15 protein-coding genes are annotated in these 13,460 nt (G+C 59.9%); 7 read left to right on the forward strand and 8 right to left on the reverse strand.

Translation table 11 applies throughout. The features are described from left to right. Nucleotides 1-53: 53 nt before the first annotated feature. Entirely contained in the window at nt 54-893 is an 840-nt protein-coding gene (lepB, locus tag GOX88_RS08995; protein WP_170400828.1) for a signal peptidase I, read from the forward strand. Continuing rightward, nucleotides 890-1,570: a ribonuclease III gene (rnc, locus tag GOX88_RS09000; RefSeq protein WP_170400829.1), complete on the forward strand. Its 681-nt coding sequence runs from the start codon at nt 890-892 to the stop codon at nt 1,568-1,570. Before lepB ends, rnc begins: the two co-directional genes overlap by 4 nt. Nucleotides 1,571-1,692: 122 nt before the next feature. On the opposite strand, the gene GOX88_RS09005 is transcribed toward rnc, so the two are convergent. After that, a complete protein-coding gene (locus GOX88_RS09005; protein ID WP_170400830.1) occupies nt 1,693-3,069 on the reverse strand; it encodes a multicopper oxidase family protein in 1,377 nt (458 codons plus the stop codon). A gap of 156 nt (nt 3,070-3,225) precedes the next feature. Between GOX88_RS09005 and era the strand changes: the two genes are divergently transcribed. Then, nucleotides 3,226-4,134: a GTPase Era gene (gene era / locus GOX88_RS09010; RefSeq protein ID WP_170400831.1), complete on the forward strand. Its 909-nt coding sequence runs from the start codon at nt 3,226-3,228 to the stop codon at nt 4,132-4,134. Further along, a complete protein-coding gene (locus tag GOX88_RS09015; RefSeq protein WP_170400832.1) occupies nt 4,131-4,460 on the forward strand; it encodes a DUF1491 family protein in 330 nt (109 codons plus the stop codon). Before era ends, GOX88_RS09015 begins: the two co-directional genes overlap by 4 nt. A gap of 50 nt (nt 4,461-4,510) precedes the next feature. Here GOX88_RS09015 and GOX88_RS09020 read toward each other — a convergent pair whose 3' ends face one another. Next, nucleotides 4,511-4,900, reverse strand: a complete 390-nt coding sequence (locus GOX88_RS09020; protein ID WP_254436268.1) for a VOC family protein — start codon at nt 4,898-4,900, stop codon at nt 4,511-4,513. A gap of 222 nt (nt 4,901-5,122) precedes the next feature. On the opposite strand from GOX88_RS09020, the gene recO reads away from it, so the two are divergent. Next, nucleotides 5,123-5,848, forward strand: a complete 726-nt coding sequence (gene recO, locus GOX88_RS09025; protein ID WP_170400834.1) for a DNA repair protein RecO — start codon at nt 5,123-5,125, stop codon at nt 5,846-5,848. Here recO and GOX88_RS09030 read toward each other — a convergent pair. From GOX88_RS09030 to GOX88_RS09040, 3 genes are all read right to left on the reverse strand, one after another. Next, nucleotides 5,832-6,224 (reverse strand): META domain-containing protein, encoded by a 393-nt coding sequence (locus tag GOX88_RS09030; protein WP_170400835.1) that lies wholly within the window; start codon nt 6,222-6,224, stop codon nt 5,832-5,834. The two genes, recO and GOX88_RS09030, sit on opposite strands and share 17 nt — an antisense overlap. A gap of 38 nt (nt 6,225-6,262) precedes the next feature. Then, the gene (locus GOX88_RS09035) at nt 6,263-6,817 is read right to left on the reverse strand and encodes a hypothetical protein (RefSeq protein WP_170400836.1); all 555 of its coding nucleotides are present in this window, start codon (nt 6,815-6,817) and stop codon (nt 6,263-6,265) included. A 160-nt stretch (nt 6,818-6,977) separates the two neighbouring features. After that, nucleotides 6,978-8,669: an acyl-CoA dehydrogenase family protein gene (locus GOX88_RS09040; RefSeq protein ID WP_170400837.1), complete on the reverse strand. Its 1,692-nt coding sequence runs from the start codon at nt 8,667-8,669 to the stop codon at nt 6,978-6,980. A 145-nt stretch (nt 8,670-8,814) separates the two neighbouring features. Between GOX88_RS09040 and GOX88_RS09045 the strand changes: the two genes are divergently transcribed. After that, on the forward strand, nt 8,815-9,579 hold the full coding sequence (locus tag GOX88_RS09045; protein ID WP_170400838.1) for a sulfite exporter TauE/SafE family protein: 765 nt from the start codon (nt 8,815-8,817) through the stop codon (nt 9,577-9,579). Here the strand turns inward: GOX88_RS09045 and GOX88_RS09050 are convergent. The 3 genes from GOX88_RS09050 to GOX88_RS09060 all read right to left on the reverse strand — a co-directional run bounded on the left by GOX88_RS09050 (nt 9,576) and on the right by GOX88_RS09060 (nt 12,405). Next, a complete protein-coding gene (locus tag GOX88_RS09050; RefSeq protein ID WP_254443306.1) occupies nt 9,576-10,127 on the reverse strand; it encodes a hypothetical protein in 552 nt (183 codons plus the stop codon). The genes GOX88_RS09045 and GOX88_RS09050 overlap by 4 nt on opposite strands. Nucleotides 10,128-10,154: 27 nt before the next feature. Beyond that, on the reverse strand, nt 10,155-10,445 hold the full coding sequence (locus GOX88_RS09055; RefSeq protein ID WP_170328304.1) for a hypothetical protein: 291 nt from the start codon (nt 10,443-10,445) through the stop codon (nt 10,155-10,157). 361 nt (nt 10,446-10,806) lie between these two features. Continuing rightward, entirely contained in the window at nt 10,807-12,405 is a 1,599-nt protein-coding gene (locus GOX88_RS09060; RefSeq protein ID WP_170400839.1) for a phosphoenolpyruvate carboxykinase, read from the reverse strand. 348 nt (nt 12,406-12,753) lie between these two features. On the opposite strand from GOX88_RS09060, the gene GOX88_RS09065 reads away from it, so the two are divergent. Then, a complete protein-coding gene (locus GOX88_RS09065) occupies nt 12,754-13,458 on the forward strand; it encodes a response regulator transcription factor (protein WP_170328302.1) in 705 nt (234 codons plus the stop codon). Nucleotides 13,459-13,460 lie beyond the last annotated feature (2 nt).

A 13,460-nucleotide genomic window follows, 5' to 3' on the forward strand; every position in this document is an offset into this window, starting at 1 on the left:
CCCCCCTCGGCCCCGCATGTAGCACCCCAACAACCCAAGGACCGGAGAGCAGTATGGCCGAGGACGTCAAAACCGGAAATCCCGTATGGGAGACGATCAAAACCATCGTCTATGCCCTGCTGATTGCGGGCGTTTTCCGCACCCTGTTCTTTCAGCCATTCTGGATTCCGTCGGGGTCGATGAAACAGACCTTGCTGATCGGGGATTTCCTGTTCGTCAACAAGATGGCCTATGGCTATTCCTACGCGTCCTGCCCCAGCCTGATCATTCCCCGCGTCGGTCTGGACATCGACGCCGAGGATATCTGTGGCTGGATGCAGGGCGACGAAAACACCCGCTTTCTGGGCGGAGAGCCCGAGCGCGGCGACGTCATCGTCTTTCGCCACCCTGCCACCGGGCGTGACTATATCAAACGCCTGATCGGCCTGCCGGGTGATCGCATTCAAATCCGCGACGGTCAGATCATTCTGAACGGCACGCCGGTCCCGCAAAAACCCGATGGCGTCTTCACCGAAACGGCCGCACCGCAGGGCCCGCAACGTCTGCGCCCGCGCTGTGAAAACGGACCGGTGGGCGTTGGCGCCGCTTGTGAAAAATCCCGCTCGATTGAAACCCTGCCCAACGGCGTCACGTACGATGTGCTGAATATCGGAAATCAGGCGTCCGACAATACCGGCATCTATACCGTGCCCGAAGGCCACTATTTCTTCATGGGCGACAACCGCGACAATTCCAGTGACAGCCGCCTGCCGCTTTCCGCGGGGGGTGTAGGCTATGTGCCTTACGAAAACCTGATCGGTCGGGCCGACCGGATCATGTTCTCGTCCGCAGGCCGGTCGATGCTGTTCTTCTGGACCTGGCGCGGTGATCGCTTCTTCAAGGCGGTCAATTGAAGCTCTCGGCCGAGATAAAAGCGTTTCAGCAGCGTTTGGGGTATGAATTCGCCAACCCCGAGCTTCTGGTGCGCGCGCTGACGCATGGGTCCGTCTCGTCGACCACCCGACCCGACAACCAGCGGCTGGAGTTTTTGGGCGACCGTGTTCTGGGCCTTGTGATGGCCACCGCGCTGCTTGAGGCCGACAAGAAAGCTTCAGAAGGCCAGCTTGCCCCCCGTTTCAATGCGCTGGTTCGCAAAGAGGCTTGCGCCGACGTTGCCCGCCAGATCGATCTGGGCGCTGTACTGAAACTCGGCCGGTCCGAGATGCTGTCCGGCGGCCGCCGCAAACAGGCTCTGCTGGGCGATGCGATGGAGGCCGTCATCGCCGCCGTCTACCGCGATGCCGGGTTCGAGGCCGCACGTGACGTGATCCTGGCGCTCTGGGGGGATCGCATCCACACGGTCGAGGCCGACGCCCGTGATGCCAAGACCTCGCTTCAGGAATGGGCACAGGCTCGGGGACAGAAACCGCCCAACTATGTCGAGATTAAACGCAGCGGCCCGGACCACGCACCGGTCTTTACCATCGCCGCCCGCCTGCAGGACGGGACCGAGGCACAGGCAACGGCGGGATCAAAACGTCAGGCCGAACAGGCCGCGGCCAAGGCACTGCTGGAAAGCCTGCCGAAGTAACCGCCCCGAGCGCCAACGGGGTCCTTTTCATCTGGCCAAAAATATCTCGGGGGTGAGCCCGGATGCAATCCGGGCGAGGGGGCTGGCCCCCGCCGGTCGGATTGGCGTAGCCAATTCGAAACTCAGATGACCCGGATAAAGCCCGTCAGACCGGTTTTCTGATGCTCGATCACATGGCAGTGGAACGCCCAGTCCCCGCGATTGTCCGCAACCAGGGCGATGTCGACCACCTCATCCTTCAACAGCAGCATCGTGTCTGTCATCAGGGGTGGCAGGCTGCGCTGGTTTGATTTCAACGGCAAGAAAGCCAGACCGTGCAAATGTATTGGATGCAGGTTCGGAGACTCGTTGCGCAGCCGCAGGACATAACTTTTACCCTTCGCCAGCGTCGCCAGAGGGCCAACCCTTTGTGCAGCGTCACCGGGCCATGGTTTCCGGTTGATCGACCAGAAATTAGCCCCCAGAGAGCCACAGAACCCGTTGGTCGGTTCCCCCCCTTCGGGCGTCCAGCCGAAGACAAACTCATGCATCTTGGCCTTGCTCAGATCGGGTTTGGCCGCCGGGTTTGCGGGCAGGGGCCGCAACTCGCGCAGATCGCGGGATGCAGACACTCCGACCGAACGCAAGCGGGCCATGGCGCGATGGGGCTGGCCCGGGAATTTTGCCATCAGGTCAACGGTCTGCCCTTCGCCTGCAGGCATCTGTACCGCGAAGTCCGCCCTTTGCCCGGGGCCAACCAACAGAGGGGCCTCGGCGTTGGGCATTGGCACCTCAATCTCGACCGGGTGGCCGTCCCAGGCAATGATCCGGGCTTCGGCTCCCTGCAAATGGATATTGTAGATGCGGGTCGTGTCCGTATTTACCACCCGCAAACGCACCAAACCGCCAGCAGCGTGATCATAGACCGGTTCGTTCAGCCAGTTCGCCGTCTGCACATTGCCGAATGTACCCGCCCGTGCGGCCCCGCGTGCCGTATAGGCAGGCAGGAACGTCCCCTCTTCATCCAGCCGGAAATCGCGCAGATTGACCACCTGTTCGCTGTCAAAGCCGGGGTCTTCGGTCTCGGCAATCACCATCACGCCGGTCAGGCCATGGGCCATCTGTTCCATCGTCATGCAATGGGGGTGGTACCAATAGGTACCCGCGTCCGGCGGTGTGAATTCATAGTCGAACACTTCACCCGGCCCGACCGGCATTTGGGTCAGGTAGGGCACCCCGTCCATTCCGTTGGGAATGCGCAGCCCGTGCCAGTGCATCGCTGTATAGTCGGGTAGGGTATTGCGCACCGGCAGCCGCATCGGCTCGCCCTGTTTGCCATAAAGCACCGGGGGGGGCGCGTCCGGCGACAAACTGACCATGCCAGTGGTCACCTGATCACGCAGCGCAAAGCTAGCGGGTTGGACAACCAGTTCCTGTTCTCCCGCTGCCAGACCGAAGCCCCCCAGCCCCAACGCACCGGCAGCGGCTCCGCTGCCCAAAAGAAACTCGCGACGTTTCATTGTTGCCTCACAGAAGTAGAAATGCCTGGCTGGGTCTGGCGCGGCGTGATCGGGTTCTGCCACCGTAACCGCATGGCGGCAATGCGACAAATCCCTCTGGCCCGCCGGGCCTTTCTGCTATAGGGATGCGCACTTGCAAACAGGATCGCATTGAACATGACCACACGCGCCGGATTTATCGCCCTGATCGGAGAGCCCAACGCAGGCAAATCCACCCTTCTGAACCGCATGGTTGGGGCCAAGGTTTCGATTGTGACGCATAAGGTGCAGACCACGCGCGCGCGCATTCGCGGCGTCGCGATGGAGGGCGATGCGCAGCTGGTGTTCGTGGACACGCCCGGCCTGTTCAAACCGCGCCGCCGACTGGACCGCGCCATGGTCGCCGCTGCCTGGGGTGGGGCTGCGGACGCCGATGTCGTCGTGCTGATGGTCGAGGCGCATCGCGGTATCACCGAAGGGGTCGAACGCATCCTTGAAGGTCTGGAGGAGATCGGGCAGGGCCGCACCATCGCGCTGGCGATCAACAAGATCGACAAGGTGCCCTCCGAAAAGCTGCTGGCGCTGACCAGCGACCTGAACGGGCGCTATCCCTTTGCTGAAACCTTCATGATTTCCGCCGAAAAGGGTTACGGCGTCGATGACCTGCGCGCCTGGCTTGCGGCGAAACTGCCCGAAGGCCCGTGGCTTTACCCCGAAGACCAGATCGCCGACCTGCCCCTGCGTATGATCGCGGCCGAGATGACGCGCGAGAAACTGACCCTGCGCCTGCATCAGGAACTGCCCTACCAACTGACCGTCGAGACCGAGAGCTGGGAAGAGCGCAAGGATGGCTCGGCCAAGATTGATCAGGTCATCTATGTCATGCGCGACGGCCACAAGGGCATCGTTCTGGGCAAGCGCGGCGAGACGATCAAGGCCGTCAGCCAGGCTGCGCGGGCCGAGCTGGAAGAGTTTCTGGATCGCAAAATCCACCTGTTCCTGCAGGTCAAGGTTCGGCCCAACTGGCTGGAGGAATCCGAGCGTTATTCGGAAATGGGTCTGGATTTCAAAGACGGCAACACATGAGCCGCCTGACGGCTGAATTCTGGGTCCACGCCTATCTGGCGCGGCTTCGGTTTCAGGAAATCCCGGCCTTTGTTGTGGTTCATGGCGACGACACGGCGGGGGCGGTTCTGATCAAACTCAACACTCTGGACGGTCAGGCGGTGGCCTTCCAACGCAGCTTTGACCTGATGAGCGGTGAGCGCAAATGGGTCGAACTCTCCTCTGGCCCCGAGGTGGATGTGGACACCGCCATCGGGCGCCAGCGCAGCTTTGACCCCGACCTCTGGGTGATCGAGGTCGAGGACAGGCAAGGGCGGCATTTACTTGGCGAAGAAGGGTTGGATTGACGCCTCACGCAGAGTCAAAACCCATCCAGTTCACTGAACGCTAAATGCGATCACTCCACGGCATTAAAATAGACAAAGCTCATCTTGTTGCCATCCAGATCGCGGGCATATGCGCCAAAAAAGTCCGGACCATACTGCGGACGCGGGCCGGGATCGCCCTCGTTGGCGCCGCCGTTGGCCAGCGCCGCTGCATGGACTTCGCGCACCTCATCTTCGCTCTGGCATAACAATCCGACCATGTTGCCGTTTCCGGGTGTTGCCATTTTTTGATCGTGTGGCACAGAAACCCAGATGCGCCCGCCGCCGCGCAGTTCATAGCAGACGGCGTATGGCATGTATTCGGCGACAACCTTACCGCCAATCCCGGCGATGACCGCGTCATAGTAGGTGCGGGCATTAGCGACATCGTTTGAACCGATCATAACGTAGTTCAGTGACATTTTTGAATCCTGACATCTAGAACATAAAGAGAACATTAGCGAGTGTCTTAGTCGCGTGCAATGTGTTTCTGCCGTACTGCATGAACGTTCTTCAAACACAAATGAGTTCGGCGTTCGGCAAATTGCCGTTAGTGTTCGTGCGTCTGAGCCGGTTTGTACCTTGCACGTGCAACTGCCTTCAGATTTTCTGCACACTGATCTACGAACTTAACGGAGCCAAACTTGGACTGGCGCGATCACGGCATACTTCTGACCTCTCGCCGCCATGGCGAGACGGCAGCGATCATCGAGGTCTTTACCGAAGGCCATGGTCGCCATGCCGGGGTCGTGCGCGGAGGAACCAGTCGCAAGATCGCGCCGATCCTGCAGCCGGGGGCGCAGTTGGATGTGCTCTGGCGCGCACGGCTTGAGGAGCATATCGGGACGTTTCAGGTGGAACCCCTGCGGTCTCGGGCAGCGGCGGCGTTTTCGGGGCGGTTGGCGCTGGCAGGGCTGAATGCGGTGGTGTCGTTGCTGTCGTTCTGTTTACCTGAGCGCGAGCCGCATCCGGCGATCTACAAGCAGACCGAACAACTGATGGACCTGTTAGGTCAGGACGAGATCTGGCCGCTGGCTTATCTGCGCTGGGAACTGGCGCTGCTTGAGGAATTGGGCTTTGGTCTGGACCTGTCCGCCTGTGCGGTGACGGGGGCGACCGAGGGATTGGTTTATGTCTCACCCAAGACCGGCCGGGCCGTCAGCGTCCAAGGCGCGGGGGAGTGGGCGGACAAGCTGTTGCCGCTACCGCCCTGTTTGAGCGGCGAAGGGGCTGCGCCGGACGCCGAAATTGTCGATGCCTTGAAGACAACCGGGTATTTTCTGGAGCACCGGGTCGCTCCGTCGCTGGGCCACCATCCGCTGCCCGAGGCGCGGGCGCGGTTTGTAGATCGGTTCACTCGGCGGCTGTAAACACCATCTCATGCCCATCCTCGTTGCTCAGGATCAGCACATCGCCCGACACTTCGGATTGGGTCATGGCTATCAGGGCGGCGAAATAGAAACCCTCGGCCTCGAGCCCTGCGCAGGCGGCGCGGGTGGCGGACAGGTCTGTAATCTCAAACCACGGGTAGGGCGCGTTCAGGGTGCCGCTGTAGCTGTTGCAGGGGGCGTTGCCTTCGATCTTGCCGGTCTCGGGAAAGCGCAGAAGGGCGCTGGCTTCATAAGGCTGGCCGTCAATCTCTTGCAGGGCCCATGTCCGGTCCGCCGCGCCATAGGCGGCGACTGTCTCATCCTTTTCGCATTGGAACAGGGCGAGCAGGGGTAGGGTCAGGATCAGGCGTGTCATGGGTCGGTCTTAGCGCAGCAGGGCGGTCGACGGAACCGCTAGTAGGGAAGCTCGCCGTTGATCAACTCTTCTCGCACGTCCAGACGAGGACGCCAGTTGTACCTGGTGTCCTCTCGCACCGGTGCCCATGTCAGCGCGCCACTTGCACGCCACGGATCAAGGATGATCCCGTCATACATCGAATCCCCCTTGGCGCTGATCAGGGCCGAGTGGTGGATGATCCGGAATTCCGTCGGCGGAGACGTGGCCCAGTGCAGGTCCAGCGTGCGAAAGTTTTCCTGCCGCAGGCGCGTCGTCATGGCCTGCGCCCAGTCATTGCAAAGGCCCTTTTCACGAAAGCCGTTGATGATCTTGGCGTTGTGAATGATGGCCGAGTCGGTGACGTTCCATTCGTGCTTCAATTGCTGAGAGTAGGTATAGGCGATTGTGGCCGCCTTTTGCGCCTCGGCCGGGTCGACCTTTGGGTCGAGCGATTGAATGGCCTGCGCCAGATCGTCGATATCGTTCTGCGTGGCGGTTGGCTGTGTCTTGGAGCAGCCGCCCAGAGCAAGGGCTGCGAGAACCGCCCAAAGTGCGAATAGTCGTCTGTTCATTCCGGGTGCCGTTCTTTTTGAAGCGCAGGGTGCTCTAACCAGATTGCCGCCTGAGATCAAAGGGGAAGTTCGCGCGTCGGCGGATCACAACCGGCACCCAACGGAAAAAGACCCGGCACAAAGGCCGGGCCAGTCGGGGAAACAGGAATGCCGAGAGCGATCAGCCCAGCAAACGCCGAGCGATGACCTGTGCCTGAATTTCGGCAGCCCCTTCGAAAATATTAAGAATGCGCGCGTCGCACAGGACGCGGCTGATCTTGTATTCCAGCGCGAACCCGTTGCCGCCGTGGATCTGCAGGCCGTTATCCGCAGCCGCCCACGCCACGCGTGCGCCCAGCAGCTTGGCCATCCCGGCCTCAAGGTCGCAACGCTGACCGTGATCCTTTTCCCAAGCCGAGAAGTAGGTCAGCTGACGAGCAATCATGATTTCAACCGCAATCATTGCCAGTTTGCCGGACACACGGGGGAAGTTGATCAGCGATTTGCCGAATTGCTTGCGATCCTGCGCATATTGCATGGCGATATCCAGCGCGCTTTGCGCCACGCCGATGGCGCGGGCGGCGGTCTGGATGCGGGCGGACTCGAACGTCTCCATCAGCTGTTTGAAGCCTTTGCCCTCTTCGCCGCCCAGCAGGTTCTCGCCCTTGACCTTGAAACCGTCAAAGCCCAGTTCGTATTCCTTCATGCCGCGATAGCCCAGAACCTCGATCTCGCCACCGGTCATGCCGGGGGTGGGGAAGGGGTTTTCGTCGGTGCCAGGCGTTTTCTCGGCCAGGAACATGGACAGGCCACGGTGGTCGGTGGTGTCGGGGTTGGTGCGAGCCAGCAGGGTCATCACATGGGTGCGCGCCGCGTGGGTGATCCATGTCTTGTTGCCGGTAATCTCATAATCACCGTCCGTGTTTTTGACAGCGCGGGTGCGCAGGCTGCCAAGGTCCGACCCGGTGTTCGGTTCGGTGAACACGGCGGTCGGCAGGATTTCCGCGCTGGCCAGTTTCGGCAGCCAGTTGGCTTTCTGCTCGTCAGTACCGCCCGCGATGATCAGCTCGGCCGCGATTTCGGACCGGGTGCCCAGCGAACCGACGCCGATATAGCCGCGCGACAGTTCCTCGGAAACCACACACATCGAGGCTTTCGACAGGCCAAATCCGCCGAATTCTTCCGGGATGGTCAGGCCAAAGACACCCATTTCGGCCAATTCCTCGATGATCTCGATCGGAATCAGCTCGTCTTTGAGGTGCCATTCATGAGCGTTTGGTTCGACCTTTTCCTGCGCGTAACGGCGGAACTGGTCGCGGATCATTTCAAGTTCTTCGTCCAGGCCGGATTCACCGAACATGGTTGCGCCAGCCTGATCCTCCATCAGCGCCACCAGTCGGGTGCGGGCGGCCTGAGAGTTGGCCTGTGCCATCAGCGTCTGCACCTCGGCACATTGGAAGCCGGACAGCGCGTCCCAGCCTAGGCCCATATCCTGCAGTCGTACGACTTCGCCCTGGTTCATCGGGATGCCGCCTGCGACCTGATGCAGGTATTCACCAAAGGCGATCTGGTGCAGCAATTGCTCCAGCTCACCGAACTTGCCGTCCGCTTCCAGCGCATCGGCCCAGCGTTGCATCTGTTGTAGAGACTGGTTGTACGTCGCGAGCCAGGCCAGACCATGCGCGGCGGTCTGGTTCGCCTCGATCAGCGCGCCAGAGACCCGGCCGTCTTGGATGACCATCTCACGAACCGCGTCACGGGCGCGCTCAAACACGGTTTCGACCGCGGGCAGGGCGGCACGGGTCAGCGTCAGAAGCTCGGGCAAAATCGCGGATGTTGTCATCTGGGTCATATCCTGTCCGTCATGGGCCATGAATCAGGTCCTTCTCTGGTGTCGTCCGGTCATATCATGCTGCACGTGCAGCGCAACAAAAATACGTGAAGTGCGGCTAAAAAGTTCGAAAATTGCTTTGACGATTTTGCAGTGCAGCGCCCGCCAAGAGTGATATCACGGGCGTATGACGCTGTTTTCCCTGCTCTCTCCGCAAGATCTGTTGCTGGCCCTGATCATCGCCTTCGTGGCGGGTTGGGTCAAAGGCATGGTCGGGTTTGCCATGCCGATGGTTCTGGTGTCGGGGCTCAGTATGTTCCTGCCGCCGGATCTGGCAATTGCCGGGCTGATCCTGCCCACGCTGGTGACCAACGGCATTCAGGCCCTGCGTGAAGGACTGCCCGCCGCCGTCTCGGCAATCAAACAGTTCCGGATATTTCTGATGGTCGGGCTTGTGTTCCTACTGTTGGGCGCTCAACTGGTAAGCGCAGTGCCCGCCCGAACCTTTTTGCTGATGATCGGCATTCCGGTCACGTTTTTCGCGCTGATACAGGTGCTGGGGGTGCAGCTGTCTCTTGGCAAACCTTCAACGGGGATCGAAGTTGGGATCGGAGTGATTGCCGGGTTTATCGGCGGAATGTCAGGCATCTGGGGGCCGCCGACCGTTGCCTATCTGACTGCGCTGAACACGCCCAAAGCGGTGCAGATGCGGGTGCAGGGTGTGATCTACGGTCTAGGGGCAGTGGCGCTGATGCTGGCGCATCTGGGCTCTGGTATTCTGCGGGCCGAGACAGTGCCGTTTTCCGCGATTCTGATCTTCCCGGCGCTGGCGGGAATGTGGATCGGGCTGGGGTTGCAGTCACGCATCGATCAGGCGGTGTTTCGCAAGGTGACCCTGTTGGTTCTGTTGATTGCGGGTGTGAACCTGCTGCGGCGCGGGATTCTGGGTTAGCTGTGACGGTCGGCGAACCAGAAGGTGAAATACAAGCCCAGCATCAGGAAAAACAGGCCCGAGATGTCGCCGATCAGAAAGGCAACATATTCCACGCGCGCACTGCCAAAGGCCAGGTTAGTCAGGCCGGCAACAAGGAAAGATGTGATGATCCCGACCCCCATAACGCAAGACCAGCAGGGTTTGCGATCGGGGCGGGGAAACAGGTCCCAGCCTGCCCATTTGCACAGATAGAACACGGCTGGCACCGTGGTGACTGCAATGACAATTGCCATCAACCGGCTTGGCAGGAACACATCACTGCCGCCGAGGGCGGCAAAAACCAGAAAGACCCCTGGCAGAAGTGCAAAGATCGCCCGCCATCCCAGCAGCCACGCCGACAGGACCCGCACGCCGTGCGGCAGGAACAGCAGGCTGGCCCTGCTTGGATATTCCGGAAAGAACACATTCTGAAGCGGCATCAATACCTGAAACGTGAGGTACGATGCCAAAACATAAGCCAGTGAGGCCCAGAATGTGTCAGTCACCCAACTGCGCACGTCGATCATCAGCTACCTGTGCGCAGGTTCAAGGCATCATTTGGGGGCATGAACGATATACCGGCCCCGGTTGGCACTGCCGCTTTGCGATAGATAGCCCTTCTGCACCAGCGATTTCAGCGCGCGAAAGAAGGTCGGGCGCGAGACGCTTTGAACAAGTGTGTGCTCGATCAGTCCAAAGGTGCGCACCTCTTCATCGGATTTGGACAGCTCTTCCGCGGCATAATAGATATCGCGCTCTACCGGAGACAGCTGCTCCAGCCCCAGCGTCCGCTCCATGCTTTGCATCAGCTTGCGCAGTTCGGTCAGTTTCGAGATTTCAGTCATATTCTACCCATCGATTCCAGTGTCGTCAGCCGCATCTCCGCGACGATTGCGACACACTGATCTGAGTGGTTTCAGCACGTCTCATCTTGACACTTTTTCCCTTTGTAATACAGTACATATCTGATTAGGTTGCTCAATTTGCTGATGTGATCGTCTGCTCGAGCTGCCCCAAGGTCTTTTCAAGTTCGGTCCGGTGCGGAAATGCGCCGGACCTTTTTGTCATAATGACGTCATCAAATAACCCATGAAGTGGTCTCGGGCAACGGATTTGTAACCGTCTTGTGCGCAATACAACCTGGAGGAGATTTCTGCGCGACGATACGTCCAAAGGAAAAAGGGGACGAAACCGCCCCCTTTTCCGTTAGCCGATTGCAACGGCTTTGATGTCTTCGTCAATGAAGGGCAGATACTGTTCGAAGTTCTCGGCGAACATCTGAACCAATTTTTCCGCCTGTTTGTCGAACGCGGCCTGATCATCCCAGGTGCGGCGCGGGTCCAGCAGAACCTCGGCCACGCCGGGCACCGAAACCGGCACGTCAAAGCCGAAGTTGGCGTCTTTGCGGAACTCGGCATCGCGCAGCGATCCGTCCAGCGCTGCAGTCAGCAGGGCGCGGGTGGCCTTGATCGGCATCCGCGAACCAACGCCGTAGGCACCGCCGGTCCAGCCGGTGTTCACCAGCCAGCAGGTTGCGCCGTGCTGGGCGATCTTGTCGCGCAGCAGGTTGCCATACGCCTCGGGTCGACGCGGCATGAACGGCGCGCCAAAGCAGGTCGAGAAGGTCGGCTGCGGCTCGGTGATGCCCCGCTCGGTCCCGGCGACCTTCGAGGTGAAGCCGGACAGGAAGTGGTACATTGCCTGCGCCGGTGTCAGCCGTGCGATCGGAGGCAGAACGCCAAACGCGTCACAGGTCAGCATGATGATGTTCTTGGGGTGACCGCCCAAGGCGCTGCTGGACGCGTTCGAGATATACTCGAGCGGATAGGCGCAGCGCATGTTCGCGGTCAGCGAGTCGTCGTCGAAATCCAGCTCCTTGGTCTCGGGATCGAAGACCATATTCTCGATCACAGTGCCAAACTTGCTGGTGGTGGCGTAGATTTCCGGCTCGGCCTCGGCGTTCAGGTTGATCGTCTTGGCATAGCAGCCACCTTCGAAGTTGAAGGTGCCGCGATCCGACCAGCCGTGCTCGTCATCACCGATCAGGGTGCGCGACGGATCGGCGGACAGGGTGGTCTTGCCGGTGCCGGACAGGCCAAAGAACACGGCGGTGTCGACCGGGTTGCCAACGGCATGGTTGGCCGAGCAGTGCATCGGCATCACGCCTTTTTCCGGCAGCATGTAGTTCAGCAGGGTGAACACGGATTTCTTGTTCTCACCGGCATATTCGGTGCCGCCGATCAGGATCATCTTGCGATCGAAGTTCAGCGCGATCACCGTCTCGCTGCGGCAGTTGTGCTTGGCCGGGTCGGCCTGGAAACTGGGGCAGTTGATGATTGTGAAGTCGGCGACGAACTCGTTCAGATCCTCGCGATCCGGACGGCGCAGCAGGTGGCGGATGAACAGGTTGTGCCAGGCCAGCTCGGTGACCATGCGCACGTTGATTGAAAAGGCCGGGTCGGCCCCGCCGACGAGGTCCTGCACGAAATAGTCGCGGCCTTTCATATGGGCCAGCATGTCTTGGTACAGCGCGTCAAAGCCCTCGGGGCTCATCGCGGCGTTGTTTTCCCACCAGATGGTGTCGGCGACGCTGTCGGTCTTGACGACGTGCTTGTCCTTGGGCGAACGGCCGGTGAACTTGCCGGTGGTGACCAGAAAGGCCCCGCCATTGCCAAGTGTGCCTTCGCCGCGCTTCAGCGCCTCTTCGATCAGCGCCGGTTCCATGAAGTTGTAATAGACATTTCCCAGACCCTCGATGCCCTGATCTTCGAGGCGGAATTGCGGGTTAACCCGTCCAGATGTCATGTGTGTCTTCTCCTGTGGCGGCGCTGCGGCGGTTGGGGCCACGTGCGCTCTTGGGGCAGTGTGCCGGGACAGTCCGGCGGCTGGGCGCGTCTTATCACGGTCGTTTGGGGCATGAACAGGAGGGTTTGACGCAGTTAGCGCAACCAAGCTCAGGTTTAGCGCCATCAGGAAATTCCTGTCGAAAAACAAGGCACTTTTCTGCGCGGATTAACGGCTTTTTTGCCGCAACTATGTGACAACAACCATGCGATTCGCAGATACGGATTGATTCGCAGCCATAAAACCGACAAAGATGCCTTACTAATAAGCGAAATATTGCATGAGTGAGCAGGAATAGGGGTAATCCCGATGTCAAAGATTGCACTGGTGGACGACGACAGAAACATTCTGACGTCTGTGTCCATGACACTCGAAGCCGAGGGGTTCGAGGTCGAAACCTATAACGACGGGCAAGCGGCCCTGGATGCATTCAACAAGAAACTGCCTGACATGGCCGTGCTGGATATAAAGATGCCACGCATGGACGGCATGGACCTACTGCAGCGGCTGCGGCAAAAAACCCAGATGCCGGTGATCTTTCTGACCTCGAAAGATGATGAGATCGATGAAGTGCTGGGCCTGCGCATGGGCGCAGACGACTATGTGAAAAAGCCTTTCTCGCAGCGTTTGCTGGTCGAACGTATCCGCGCGCTGTTACGCCGGCAGGAGGCGACCGCGGGCGATGTGACCAATGCCAATACCGGCGACACCAAGGTGATGGAACGAGGCGAATTGCGGATGGACCCGTTGCGCCATGCAGTCAGCTGGAAGGGAACGGATGTCTCTCTGACCGTGACCGAGTTCCTGCTGCTTCAGGCGCTGGCGCAGCGTCCGGGTTTCGTCAAAAGCCGCGATCAACTGATGGACGTCGCTTATGACGATCAGGTCTATGTGGATGACCGGACCATCGACAGCCACATCAAGCGTTTGCGGAAGAAGATGCGGGCCGCAGACCCCGAGTTTTCGGCCATCGAAACGCTGTACGGTATCGGATACCGGTACAACGAAGAATAAGC

Origin of the sequence: Ruegeria arenilitoris, from assembly GCF_013030985.1 — a bacterium.
GTDB lineage: Bacteria > Pseudomonadota > Alphaproteobacteria > Rhodobacterales > Rhodobacteraceae > Ruegeria > Ruegeria arenilitoris_B.

Excerpts from the sequence above, each read along its gene's own strand:
- lepB (WP_170400828.1), top strand. The coding sequence starts at position 54 with ATGGCCGAGGACGTCAAAACCGGAAATCCCGTATGGGAGACGATCAAA.
- GOX88_RS09005 (WP_170400830.1), bottom strand. The coding sequence starts at position 3,069 with ATGAAACGTCGCGAGTTTCTTTTGGGCAGCGGAGCCGCTGCCGGTGCG.
- era (WP_170400831.1), top strand. The coding sequence starts at position 3,226 with ATGACCACACGCGCCGGATTTATCGCCCTGATCGGAGAGCCCAACGCA.
- GOX88_RS09015 (WP_170400832.1), top strand. The coding sequence starts at position 4,131 with ATGAGCCGCCTGACGGCTGAATTCTGGGTCCACGCCTATCTGGCGCGG.
- GOX88_RS09020 (WP_254436268.1), bottom strand. The coding sequence starts at position 4,900 with ATGTCACTGAACTACGTTATGATCGGTTCAAACGATGTCGCTAATGCC.
- GOX88_RS09030 (WP_170400835.1), bottom strand. The coding sequence starts at position 6,224 with ATGACACGCCTGATCCTGACCCTACCCCTGCTCGCCCTGTTCCAATGC.
- GOX88_RS09035 (WP_170400836.1), bottom strand. The coding sequence starts at position 6,817 with ATGAACAGACGACTATTCGCACTTTGGGCGGTTCTCGCAGCCCTTGCT.
- GOX88_RS09040 (WP_170400837.1), bottom strand. The coding sequence starts at position 8,669 with ATGGCCCATGACGGACAGGATATGACCCAGATGACAACATCCGCGATT.
- GOX88_RS09045 (WP_170400838.1), top strand. The coding sequence starts at position 8,815 with ATGACGCTGTTTTCCCTGCTCTCTCCGCAAGATCTGTTGCTGGCCCTG.
- GOX88_RS09050 (WP_254443306.1), bottom strand. The coding sequence starts at position 10,127 with ATGATCGACGTGCGCAGTTGGGTGACTGACACATTCTGGGCCTCACTG.
- GOX88_RS09055 (WP_170328304.1), bottom strand. The coding sequence starts at position 10,445 with ATGACTGAAATCTCGAAACTGACCGAACTGCGCAAGCTGATGCAAAGC.
- GOX88_RS09060 (WP_170400839.1), bottom strand. The coding sequence starts at position 12,405 with ATGACATCTGGACGGGTTAACCCGCAATTCCGCCTCGAAGATCAGGGC.
- GOX88_RS09065 (WP_170328302.1), top strand. The coding sequence starts at position 12,754 with ATGTCAAAGATTGCACTGGTGGACGACGACAGAAACATTCTGACGTCT.